This window comes from Pseudomonas sp. 05T35 (assembly GCF_056396605.1).
The window spans coordinates 1-10,833 of the sequence record NZ_JBFTLU010000118.1; the positions used below are offsets into that span (position 1 = coordinate 1).

Below are 10,833 nucleotides of genomic sequence, written 5' to 3' on the forward strand. Positions count from 1 at the left end.
GCCTTAACATCTACTTAATCGATTGTTTTTAGCATTTATTTGCGCTTTTTAATCAAATTTACTTGCGTAGTATGAGCTCCATACCCAACGCACAACACGCAAACACACTTGGAGAACACATCATGAAAACCAAACTGATCTTCGCCCTGACCCTCTCCGTACTGGCCGCCAACACCTTCGCTGCCGACGGTTATGACCGCACCGGTTCAGGCGCTTTCACCGCTGAACGTTCTGCCGCTGTGGCGGCTGATGGTTACGATCACACAGGCTCGGCGTCTTTCGCCGCTGATGGCTTCGACCGCACTGGCTCGGCCAAAGTCGCTGCTGACGGCTTCGATCGCACCGGCTCGGCCAAGGTTGCGTCTGACGGCTTTGATCACACCGGCACCGCCGACGCTATCGCCGCCGACGGTTTTGATCGCACCGGTACTGCCGCCGCTATCAGCTGAACCTTGGGCAGACTTCACAGCCCGGCCTCGGCCGGGCTTAGTTGTTTTAGGGGGGACAAGAAATGTCTGAAGCCACACAGTCCCTGTGGGAGCGAGCCTGCTCGCGATAGCGGTCTGACAGTCAACTGCAATGTTGAATTATAAGCCGTCATCGCGAGCAGGCTCGCTCCCACAAAAGCTCGCTCCCACAGGAACGCTCATTGTTTTGATGCCCCATAACAGCTGGAAATAAGCCATCAGCCCTTGCACTATGGCCTTCATCCCTCCAAGCCTTGCATACAGGAACCCGCGCAATGCCCGACGACATTCACTACTACGAACCTGCCCTGGGCCATGGCCTGCCCCACGACCCGTTCAACGCCATCGTCGGCCCGCGGCCTATCGGCTGGATTTCCTCACAGGATGCCGAAGGTYGGTCGAACCTGGCGCCGTACAGTTTTTTCAACGCGTTCAACTACATTCCGCCGATCATCGGGTTTTCAAGCGTCGGCCGTAAAGACAGCCTGAACAACATCGAGCAGACCGGCGAATTCGCCTGGAACCTGGCCACCCGCCCTTTGGCCGAGCAGATGAACCAGAGTTGCGCGATGGTCCCGGCCGACGTCAACGAATTCGAACTGGCCGGGCTGACGCCAGCGACCTCGAAAATCATTCAGGTGCCACGCGTCGCTGAAAGCCCGGTGTCCTTCGAATGCAAGGTCACGCAGATCATTCAGTTGCAACGCGCAAACAAAGAGGTGGTGCCGAGCTGGCTGATCCTCGGCGAAGTGGTCGCCGTGCATATCGCCAAGTGGCTACTCAAGGATGGGGTGTACGACACCGCCGCGGCAGAACCGATTCTGCGCGGCGGCGGGCCGGCGGATTATTTCCAGCTGGGGCCTGAGGCCTTGTTCAAGATGTTCCGCCCGGGGGCCACCAAGGCATAGGTCAAATCGTTACCAGACCAGTTCGCCGTCTTCAGCGACGTCGGTCAACTGCTCAAGCTTCTGCTCGGCAGCCTGATCGGCTTCGAAGGCGGTCTTGAATTTCTGTTCATCGAGGATTTTGTGAAAACGCGGGGCGCCTGAGCCACCCAGGGCTTTGACGGCGATGGCGGCGCTGTAACCTCCCTCACCCGGTACTACGGCGGAAACAGCTTCGAACTGTGCAAACTCTTTACGTGCCATGTCGCGGATCCTGGCCAATGGAAAGTCGGCCATTCTAAACCGTCAGCTGGCCAACTGGTGAAGTGAGGCGCTGTTCAACTGCGGATATTCGCCGTGGGCCTGAGCCGCCGAGACTTCGCTGAAGGTGTGAAAATCCAGGCTGTTGACCACCAACTCTTGCACCAGCTCGGCAAAGATCTGCATGGCCGGGGTGCCGAAATAGGCGGTCATGGCCTGCTGATCGACCCAAAAACCGGACACCAGCCACAGTTCGGGATCGCACAACGAATGCTGCAAGGCAAAGTGCAGGCAACCATTGGCCTGACGTGACGGTTCGATCAGGCTGCTCAAACGCGCGCCCAACTCCATCGAGCGGCCTGCACGGGCGCGGACAAAAGCCATATGGCTGACGGGGATCTGCGTGGACATGTTCGACTCTCCCTGATGTAGACGATCGGCAGCCTGAGAGAAGCTGCGACAGGAACAGAGATTAAGCGACGGGGGTTAGGCCCGTTAGTCGATTCCTGCCGGCTTGTTGCACAATCCTGCACGCAAACAGAGTTATCGCCGTGCCATGGCAAGCTCTGATCCTGGAATGTGACAAAGGGGTTTCAAGCAAGTTTTCCCGCGTTCTATTCACGTTCTCTATGCTGAATCCGACCACACAGCAGGATCAGGCAAGTTTTGCGCAGGATTCGCCTACCGCCTGGACTTGCACAAATTTAAGCTGTGCTCATTCCATCTCCTTGCCGAGGATGTTTTGCATGTCATCTCTGGATTCCACTCACGCCCCGCTGGACGCCAACATGGAAAAACAGCGTGTGGAGCTCTCGGCAATCATTCGACGTAATACCTGCGAAGATGGCAGCTACGCGACCGCCATCGGCTCGTTGTTTTTGTCGCGTCACAGCCAGTCCCATGACTTCGCCCCRGTGCTCGCGCAGCCGGCACTGTGCATCATGGCCCAAGGGCGCAAGGAAGTTCGGCTGGCCGACGACGTCTTCAACTACGACCCGCTCAACTATCTGGTGGTCTCGGTCTCGATGCCGCTCAGCGGACGAGTGGTCGATGTCTCGCCAGATAAGCCGATCCTCGCCTTGCGCCTGGATATCGACCCGGCGGAAATCACCGCATTGATTGCCGACGCCGGGCCCATTGGCGTGCCCACCCGCCCTGCCGGGCGCGGCCTGTATGTCGAACAACTGGATCAGCCGATGCTCGATGCCGTGCTGCGCCTGGCGCGCTTGCTCGACACCCCGAAAGACATCGCCATGCTCGCGCCGCTGATTCGTCGGGAGATTCTCTATCGCTTGTTGCGCAGCCAGCAGGGGCACCGGCTGTATGAGATCGCCGTTGCCAACAGCCAGAGCCATCGCATCGGCCAGGCAATCAAATGGCTCAACGGCAACTATGAGCAGCCGTTGCGCATTGATGAGTTGGCCAGGGAAGTGAACCTGAGCGTGTCGACCCTGCACCATCGCTTCAAGGCGATGACGGCGATGAGTCCACTGCAGTATCAGAAGCAACTTCGCCTGCAAGAGGCGCGGCGCTTGATGCTCGCCGAGGGCATCGATGCCTCGGCGGCAGGTTACCGCGTGGGCTATGAAAGCCCCTCGCAGTTCAGCCGCGAGTACAGCCGGCTGTTTGGCGCGCCGCCGTTGCGGGATCTGGCACGGTTGCGGATGTCTGTTTGATCTGACTTTTCGGCAGGCTGTGCCGGCCTCATCGCGAGCAGGCTCGCTCCCACATTTAATCTGAAGTGTTCACAAATCTTGTGTACACATACGATCCAGTGTGGGAGCGAGCCTGCTCGCGATAGGGCCAGTAAGTCAGGCGGCGAGTACGCGGCAGGCTTCGGGCGGAATGGTCACCGACACCGGATTGCCGATGCTCAGGCCGATGCCCTGGCACGGCGTGCTCAAGGCTGTCAGCGTCACCCCGGAACACTCGACCGTGGTTTCGATGGTCGCGCCGATATCGCGCACGAACGTCACCCTGCCCAGCAAGCGATTGCCTGCGGTTGCCTGAGGGTGCGACAGCTGGAGGTCTTCCGGACGCACCAGCATCTTGACCTTTTCGCCGACCACGATGCTGCTGCAAATCGGCACCTGAAGCGCATCGCCACCGGGCAAACCGACTTTGCCGTCACCCAATGCGGTGGCTGGGAAAATGTTCCCCGAGCCGATAAAGTCAGCGACGAACTCGTTGGCCGGATGCCGGTAGATCTCGATCGGCGTGCCGACCTGCTGCACCCGATTCTGCCCCAGCACCACCACGATATCGGCCATGGTCATGGCTTCGCGCTGGTCGTGGGTGACCATGATGGTGGTGATGTTCAGGCGTTGCTGTAGCTGGCGAATCTCCACTTGCATCGATTCGCGCAGCTTGGCATCGAGGGCCGACAGCGGTTCGTCGAGCAGGAGGATTTTCGGGTGTGAGGCAATCGCCCGGGCAATCGCCACGCGCTGACGCTGACCACCGGAGAGTTTCGCAACCGGGCGATCAATCATTTCTTGCAGCTGAATCAGTTCCAGCAACTCCACCACCCGCGCCTGCTGATCGGCCTTGCTCACGCCACGCAGTTTCAGCGGATAGGCGATGTTCTCGCCGACCGTCATGTGCGGGAACAGCGCCAGCGACTGAAACACCATGCCGAAGTTACGCAGGTGCGCCGGCGTGTTGCCGATGTCTTCACCGTCCAGACGAATCTCGCCGTCGGAAAGGGTTTCCAGGCCGGCGATCATTCGCAGCAAGGTGGTTTTGCCACAGCCCGAAGGGCCAAGAAAACACACCAGTTTGCCTTCAGGCAGGTGCAGGTTGACGTCCTTGACCGCACACGCCGTGCCGTAACGCTTCTCGACGTTTTCCAGAATCAAACCAGTCATGTTGCTCACCTCAAATCAAAAGGAAACGCCACCTTCACCGACCAGCTTCTCCAACGCCCAAATGAGGACGAAGTCGATCAGCACGATCAGCACGGCAAACGAGAATACGGTTGGGTCCAGCGACGACACGGTGCGGCTGAACATCCAGATAGGCACCGTCATGACATCGATGGTGTACAGGAAGTACGTCACGGTGAACTCGTTGAACGAGACAATGAACGCCAGCAGCATCCCGGCGAGGATCCCCGACTTCATCAACGGCACGACCACATCGACAATCGCCCGCATCGGCGAAGCGCCGAGCATTTGTGCGGCCTCTTCGACTTCGCTGCCGATGGACAGCATCGCCGCCGTGCAGTTTTTCACCACGAACGGCAAGGCCAGGATCACGTGGGCAATCACCAGTCGCGACACCGTCATCTGGAACGGCAGGCTGTCGAACACCAGCAGCAACGCCAGGCCCAGTACCACCATCGGAAACACCAATGGCAGTGACATCAACTGCAGTGCCACGGCTTTGCCACGAAACTCCAGGCGGGTCAGCGCATAAGCCGCCGGCACCGCAACGAGGGTCGCGAAGATCATGGCCATGAACGACACCATCAGGCTGGTGGTCATGGCTTTGCCCAGGCTCAGCACATCGCTGGCGTCCGGGGACGCAAAGGTGTGCCAGGCGGCCTTGTACCATTGCAGGCTGTAACTGCTGGGTGGGAAGTCGAGGTTCGAAGAACCACTGAACGACATGACAATCATGGTCAGGATCGGCAACACCGCCAGAAACAGGATGACGCCTGAAAGGATCCCGGCAAATTTACCGGTATCGCCCGGTAACAGCGACAGGCGCTTCTTGCTCAACGTGCTCATTGCGAAGCCTCCAGCATGCGCCGACGACGGCCAGTGATGTATTCGGACAAGGTCATGATGGCCAGCGTGGTGACGATCAGCACCACACCCGCCGCGGAAGCGGCTGGCCAGTTCATCAGCGGGGCGATCTGGTCATGCACCATCACCGCGAGCATCGGCACGCGCCGACCACCGAGCAGCAAGGGCACCACAAAGCTGCTGGCGTTATAGGCAAAAACCAGGGTCGCGCCGGTGATGATTCCCGGCATGCTCATCGGCAGCACCACCTGGAAAAACACCTTCAGGCGGCTCGCACCCAAGGTCGCTGCGGCCTCCTCGTAAGTGCGGGCAACGCCGCGCATGGCGCTGGCAATCGGCAACACGGCCAACGGGAAAGCGGTTTGGACCAGGCCCATCAATACGCCGTTCTGGTTGTAGAGCAGCATGATCGGACGCTTGATCAGGCCCAGGCCCATCAGCGCCTGATTGAGCATCCCGCCAGGCCCCAGGATCACCAGCCAGCCGTAGCTTTGCAGCAACAGGTTGACCAGCAACGGCAACAGCACGGCGGCCAGAAACACTCGACGTAGCAACGGAGAAGTCAGGCGCGACATGGTGTACGCCACCGGGATTGCCAGCAGTACGGCAATCACCGCGCTGATCAATGCCAGACGCAAGGTCAGCAGCAGGGATTTGAGGTAATAGGGTTCCAGCAGCTGGGCATAACTGGCCAGGCTGAAACCGCTCCATTCCGCGCCCTTGGTGCCCACGCTCATGCGCAACACCAGCAGGCTGGCAGCAATCAGCACACCGAGAAACAGCATCGATGGCGAAAGAAATAACCAGGCGCGCGTCGTCGGCGAAACGCCGAAGCTCGGGCGTACGGCAACGGGGCTGACCGTTTGGGTCAGAGGTTGGTGTTCCATAGCAATGGTCTCGTCAATGGAAAGCAGCTGAGTGAACACAGGATTTCCAAGACCTATTGACCCCATGTGGGAGCGAGCCTGCTCGCGATTGCAGCCTGCCTGTCGACATTGATGTAACTGACAGATCGCTATCGCGAGCAGGCTCGCTCCCACAGGGGATCTTCGGTGATTGAAGGGCCTGTGTTCGGCACTCGATCAGGAAGAGAAGATTTCCGTGTAGCGACGAATCCATTGGTCATGCACAGTCGCCAGGAAGGCGTTGTCGTGCATGATCGCCTTCTCGGCAATCTGCTCTGGCGTCAGGATGTACGGGCTCTTGCGCGCTTCGGCAGAGATGATTGCCTTGGCGTTGACCGGACCGTTGTAGATGTCTTCGGCCATCTTGCCCTGCACCAGCGGATCGAGTGAGTGGTTGATGAAGGCATAGGCCAGGTCGGTATCGCCCGGACGGTTCTTCGGCATGACCGACTGCATCAGGTCAGTGTAGAAACCTTCCTTCATGCCAAAGGTTGCGCTCAGACCGTAGTTCGGATCGCGGATCTGTTTCGGGAAGAACGCTGGAGCGTACAGCCCACCCATGTCCAGGGAGCCGGTGCGGAACAGTTCGGCGATCTGGTTCGGGTTTTCCCCCAAAGTCACCACGCGGCTCTTGAGCTCGGCGAGTTTCTTGAAGCCGGGCTCGATGTTGTGTTCGTCACCACCGGCCAGTTTGGCGGCGATGATGATCAGGTCCATGGCCTCGGTCCAGTTCGGCGGCGGCAGGAAGATGTTCGGCGCCAGGTCCGCGTCCCACAGGGCCGCATAGCTATCCGGGGCTTCTTTCTGAGTGCGGCTGCTGTAGACGAGGCTGTTGCACCAGAGCAGATAACCGATGCCGTGACCGTTGGCCCCGGTGCGGTATTTCTCCGGTATGTCGATCAGGTTGGGAATGCGGTTCAGGTCCGGCTTTTCCAGCAACCCGGCAGCGGCCAGACCTTCAGCGCCGACGCCAGCCAGGGTGATGACGTCGTATTGCGGGCGATCACCACCGGCCTTCAGTTTGGCGACCATTTCCGAAGTACTGCCGGTACGGTCCGCAATGACCTTGGCGCCGGTCTTGGCTTCAAAGGTCGCGGCGATATTGCGCAGCGCCGCAAGCCCGGTGTCATCGGACCAGGTCAACAGCCGCAGGGTCTTGCCCTGAAAACGTGTGTCACTGGCGTTGGCGCGGATGAACGGCATGCTCATGGYCGCCGCCGCAACCGATGCAACACCGACGGTCTTGATGAATTGTCTTCTGTTCAGATCATGATCGCCCATGAAGGACTCCCTTTATTGTTGTAGGTATGAGTTAGGAGCATCCCTTGCGCCCGCGCTCTTCGATCCGCTGCCAGCCCCGTGTTACAAGGGCTGTAGCGAGGTCTGCGGGTTCATCCTGAGGTCACGCAAAACGCGCAACAATCGAAAAAAAATCATTGGTGCCATGTCCCTGGCGCATGCCTCGTTACGAGGCATGCGTGGGCCGTTTTCGTGCTGTCAGACGGCGCGAATCACATGCTTTATTTCTTGAAACGCCTGCAAGCCCCACGGCCCCAACTCGCGGCCGATGCTGCTCTGCTTGTAGCCGCCCCAGGCCGTCTGCGGGAAGATCACCTGCGGCGCGTTGATCCATACCAACCCGGCCTGCAAGGCGTTGGCGACCCGTTCGGCGGTCAGCGGGTCACCGCTGACCACGCTGGCCACCAGACCGAACTGGCTGTCGTTGGCCAGCTCGATCGCCTCTTGCTCCGTGGCAAAACTGCGGACACAGAGCACCGGGCCAAAAATCTCTTCGCACCACAACGCACTGTCGAGGGGCACTTCGGTGAAAATGGTCGGCCGCAAAAAATAGCCGTGTGGCAGATCGGCAGGCCGGTCACCGCCACAGACCAGCCGCGCRCCCACGCTCAAGCCGCGATCAATGTGGCCCAGCACGCGCTGGTATTGCGCCTGATTGACCAACGCGCCCATTTCAACCTCGGGATCAAACGGGTCGGCCACGCGAATCGCATTGGCCCGCGCCGTCAGGCGCAGCAGGAATTCATCCGCCAGTTCATCGGCGACCAACACTCGGCTGGTGGCCGAACACATCTGCCCGGCATTGAAGAAACCACCGCCACTGGCCAGCTCCACGGCCAGGTCGAGATCAGCATCCGCCAGCACCAGCAGCGAGGATTTGCCACCCAACTCCAGGCTCACGCCCTTAACGGTTTCCGCCGCACGCTGCATGACCTGAACGCCCACCGCGTTGCTGCCGGTGAAGGAAATTTTCGCCACCCGCGGATCGGCCGACAGCGGTGCACCGACCGCCAGCCCCGTACCGCAGACCAGGTTGAACACACCGTTGGGCAAGCCGCTCTCGGCGATGATCGCCKCCAGTTCCAGCTCCGGCAGCGGCGTGACTTCCGAAGGCTTGAGCACCACGCAGCAGCCCGCTGCCAAGGCTGGTGCGAGCTTCCAGGCAGTGGTGACCATCGGGAAGTTCCACGGCACGATCAATCCGACCACACCGCACGCTTCACGGCGCACGCGGGCGGCGAAGTCTTCGCTCGGCAGTTCCACAACGCGGTCCTGGCCGGCGTCCAGCGCTTCAGCGAGACCCGCGTAATACTCGAACGTGGCGATCACGTCATCGACGTCGATGCCCGCTTCGAACTGTGGCTTGCCGTTGTTGCTCGACTGCAAGTGCATCAAGCGTTCACGGCGTGCCTGCACTCCATCGGCGATCTTGCGCAGCACCGCGCCGCGTTCGGCACCGGTGGTTTTCGACCACTGCACAAACGCCGCACTGGCCGCTGTGACCGCTTGATCAACCGCGCGCTGATCGCCACCCTTGACGGTGGTCAACAGCGCTTCGGTCGCCGGATTGATGACCCGCAAATGCTCGTCGCCAGCCGACCATTGGCCATCGATATACAAACCGTCCTGGATGATTGGAAAGCTCATGCCGACACCGCCTTCATCCACTGGGTCTGATCGATTTCGATCAGGGTCGGGCCCTGGCGATCAGTGGCTGCACGCAGTGCCGCGCGCAGTTCTTCAACGCCGCTGACGGCGTGTGCCGCACAACCCAGGCCTTTGGCCACGGCGATGAAATCCGGGGTGTAGATGTCCACGCCAACCGGTTCGATGTCGCGGTTGACCATGTATTTCTTGATCTCTTCGTAGCCCTGGTTATTCCACAGCAGGACGATGACCGGGGTGCGTGCTTCCACCGCGCTGGCCAGTTCCGGCAAGGTGAATTGCAGGCCGCCGTCGCCGATCAGGCACACCACCGGTGGACGACTGTTGCGTTCCTGACCACCGCCGAGCCACGCGCCAATGGCCGCCGGCAAGGCATAGCCGAGGGTGCCGTAACCGGTCGACGAGTTGAACCAGCGACGCGGGCGCTCCGGGTTGAACGTCAGGTTGCCGGTGTACACCGGTTGGGTCGAGTCGCCGACAAATACCGCTTCCGGCAACTCATCCTGCACGGTCTGCAGGAACAGCGTCTGCGCGCGGGTTGGTGCATCCCAGATGGTTTCAAGTTCGGCACGCAAGCTGGCGGCGCGAGCCTGGCCCCAGTCGCTGCAACGCTCGGCCAGCGAATGTTTGGCCACGCCGTCGAGCAAGGCCTGGGCCGCGCTTTGCGCATCGGAGACCAGCGCCACCTTCGGCGGGTAATTGCGCACGGTCTGGTCCGGGTCGATGTCGACCCGCAACAAAGTGCCAGGAATTTCAAAGCCACCGGCAAAGGTCACGTCGTAGTCGGTCTCGGCCAGTTCAGTGCCGATGGCCAGGACCACATCGGCGTCAGCCACCAGGGCGCGGGTGGCCACCAGCGTTTGGGTCGAACCGATCAGCAACGGGTGAGCCGACGGCAGCATGCCTTTGGCATTGATGGTCAGCGCCACCGGTGCATCAAGCAATTCAGCGAGTCGGGTCAGCTCGGCCGCTGCATCGATCGAACCGCCACCGGCGAGGATCAATGGGCGTTTGGCGTTGGCCAGCAGTTCGCTCATTTGCGCCACGGCCGACGGTGCTGCGCCGGCGCGAGTGATGTTCACCGGTTGGCTGGTGAGCAAGGCATCGGCGTCTTCGACCAGCACGTCGAGCGGAATTTCAATGTGCACCGGACGCGGACGACCGGCCTGGAACAAGGCGAAGGCACGGGCCAGCACGCCCGGCAATTCAGCAGCGGACATCAGCGTGTGGGAGAACGCCGCAACGCCAGCCACCAGTGCGCCCTGGTTCGGCAGCTCGTGCAGCTTGCCGCGTCCACCGCCCAACTGGTTGCGCGATTGCACGCTGGAGATCACCAGCATCGGGATCGAATCGGCGTAGGCCTGGCCCATCGCCGTGGTGATGTTGGTCATGCCGGGGCCGGTGATGATGAAGCACACACCCGGTTTGCCGCTGGTGCGGGCATAACCGTYGGCCATGAAGCCGGCACCCTGCTCGTGTCGCGGAGTAACGTGGTTGATGCTCGAACGGGCCAGCCCGCGATACAGCTCAACGGTATGCACGCCGGGAATGCCGAACACCTGCTCGACCCCGTAACCCTCGAGTAACTTGACCAATACTTCGC

Annotated in this window: 11 protein-coding genes; 3 read left to right on the top strand and 8 right to left on the bottom strand. The window is 60.6% G+C overall.

The window, feature by feature from the left end:
* Positions 1-122 precede the first annotated feature (122 nt).
* Positions 123-449 carry a hypothetical protein gene (locus AC1DH9_RS11820; RefSeq protein ID WP_427531778.1) on the top strand — a complete coding sequence of 109 codons (327 nt, stop codon included), beginning with the start codon at positions 123-125 and terminating at the stop codon, positions 447-449.
* 293 nt (positions 450-742) lie between these two features.
* Complete coding sequence (locus tag AC1DH9_RS11825) at positions 743-1,375, top strand: flavin reductase family protein (protein WP_477808211.1); 633 nt, start codon at positions 743-745, stop codon at positions 1,373-1,375.
* Between the two features lie 9 nt (positions 1,376-1,384).
* On the opposite strand, the gene AC1DH9_RS11830 is transcribed toward AC1DH9_RS11825, so the two are convergent.
* A complete protein-coding gene (locus AC1DH9_RS11830; protein WP_054593752.1) occupies positions 1,385-1,648 on the bottom strand; it encodes a hypothetical protein in 264 nt (87 codons plus the stop codon).
* 9 nt (positions 1,649-1,657) lie between these two features.
* Entirely contained in the window at positions 1,658-2,023 is a 366-nt protein-coding gene (locus AC1DH9_RS11835) for a putative quinol monooxygenase (RefSeq protein WP_427536175.1), read from the bottom strand.
* Positions 2,024-2,358: 335 nt separating this feature from the next.
* Here AC1DH9_RS11835 and AC1DH9_RS11840 point away from each other — a divergent pair, with 335 nt between their 5' ends.
* Positions 2,359-3,288: an AraC family transcriptional regulator gene (locus AC1DH9_RS11840; RefSeq protein WP_427536177.1), complete on the top strand. Its 930-nt coding sequence runs from the start codon at positions 2,359-2,361 to the stop codon at positions 3,286-3,288.
* A gap of 135 nt (positions 3,289-3,423) precedes the next feature.
* Here AC1DH9_RS11840 and AC1DH9_RS11845 read toward each other — a convergent pair whose 3' ends face one another.
* The 6 genes from AC1DH9_RS11845 to AC1DH9_RS11870 form a co-directional block, all read right to left on the bottom strand.
* A complete protein-coding gene (locus AC1DH9_RS11845; RefSeq protein WP_427536179.1) occupies positions 3,424-4,479 on the bottom strand; it encodes an ABC transporter ATP-binding protein in 1,056 nt (351 codons plus the stop codon).
* 15 nt (positions 4,480-4,494) lie between these two features.
* Positions 4,495-5,343, bottom strand: a complete 849-nt coding sequence (locus tag AC1DH9_RS11850; RefSeq protein ID WP_216742091.1) for an ABC transporter permease — start codon at positions 5,341-5,343, stop codon at positions 4,495-4,497.
* Positions 5,340-6,248 carry an ABC transporter permease gene (locus AC1DH9_RS11855; RefSeq protein ID WP_103315060.1) on the bottom strand — a complete coding sequence of 303 codons (909 nt, stop codon included), beginning with the start codon at positions 6,246-6,248 and terminating at the stop codon, positions 5,340-5,342. Before AC1DH9_RS11855 ends, AC1DH9_RS11850 begins: the two co-directional genes overlap by 4 nt.
* 195 nt (positions 6,249-6,443) lie before the next feature.
* Positions 6,444-7,547: an ABC transporter substrate-binding protein gene (locus tag AC1DH9_RS11860; RefSeq protein ID WP_477808212.1), complete on the bottom strand. Its 1,104-nt coding sequence runs from the start codon at positions 7,545-7,547 to the stop codon at positions 6,444-6,446.
* Positions 7,548-7,763: 216 nt separating this feature from the next.
* A complete protein-coding gene (locus AC1DH9_RS11865; RefSeq protein ID WP_477808213.1) occupies positions 7,764-9,212 on the bottom strand; it encodes an aldehyde dehydrogenase family protein in 1,449 nt (482 codons plus the stop codon).
* Positions 9,209-10,833: 5-guanidino-2-oxopentanoate decarboxylase (locus AC1DH9_RS11870; RefSeq protein WP_477808214.1), on the bottom strand; the 1,625-nt coding region annotated here is incomplete at its 5' end. The genes AC1DH9_RS11865 and AC1DH9_RS11870, both read right to left, overlap by 4 nt.

Excerpts from the sequence above, each read along its gene's own strand:
- AC1DH9_RS11820 (WP_427531778.1), top strand. The coding sequence starts at position 123 with ATGAAAACCAAACTGATCTTCGCCCTGACCCTCTCCGTACTGGCCGCC.
- AC1DH9_RS11845 (WP_427536179.1), bottom strand. The coding sequence starts at position 4,479 with ATGACTGGTTTGATTCTGGAAAACGTCGAGAAGCGTTACGGCACGGCG.
- AC1DH9_RS11850 (WP_216742091.1), bottom strand. The coding sequence starts at position 5,343 with ATGAGCACGTTGAGCAAGAAGCGCCTGTCGCTGTTACCGGGCGATACC.
- AC1DH9_RS11835 (WP_427536175.1), bottom strand. The coding sequence starts at position 2,023 with ATGTCCACGCAGATCCCCGTCAGCCATATGGCTTTTGTCCGCGCCCGT.
- AC1DH9_RS11855 (WP_103315060.1), bottom strand. The coding sequence starts at position 6,248 with ATGGAACACCAACCTCTGACCCAAACGGTCAGCCCCGTTGCCGTACGC.
- AC1DH9_RS11830 (WP_054593752.1), bottom strand. The coding sequence starts at position 1,648 with ATGGCCGACTTTCCATTGGCCAGGATCCGCGACATGGCACGTAAAGAG.